Genomic DNA, 480 nt, shown 5'->3' on the forward strand with positions numbered 1-480 from the left:
CTTCCAGTATCATCACCATCATCCCACAATGGGTCACCTGATGTATTAACTGGAACCATACCTGCTTGTGGTTTCCACGGGTTCAGGTAGCCAAGCATTGAAATGGTATCAATACAGTCATCCTTACCTTTAAGACCATTGATAGTGGCTAAACGAATTTGCCCCATAAAGAGTGTCATGATTGGGCTATCTTTCATTTCAGCAGGAAAATACATCTTACCAGCTTTGAACCAGGGAACCACGAGGTTAAACCTCGATAGCTTACTGGTTACAGGATGAATACCCGGTTGGCCTCCACGACTGGATGCAAAGTTAAACAACACATTACGGTTAAGCATTTCCTTCTGAAGAAGAGAAATAAAACCACCTTGCTGTCCAGTAGTTTCTACACCAACTTGTTGTGGTTGGTATTCCTGAACCAGACGGAATAAGTCATCAAAGTTCTTATCCATAGTTTGACGGCAAGCAATACCATCTACC

Annotated in this window: 1 protein-coding gene; it reads right to left on the reverse strand. The window is 42.7% G+C overall.

The annotated features are described in order from the left end of the window. Positions 1–452, reverse strand: a 452-nt coding sequence (locus Y882_RS19510; protein WP_425479489.1) for a hypothetical protein, incomplete at its 3' end; no start/stop codon positions are given. Positions 453–480: the final 28 nt, after the last annotated feature.

The sequence above is a fragment of the Dyella japonica DSM 16301 genome, from assembly GCF_001010355.1.
GTDB lineage: Bacteria > Pseudomonadota > Gammaproteobacteria > Xanthomonadales > Rhodanobacteraceae > Dyella > Dyella japonica.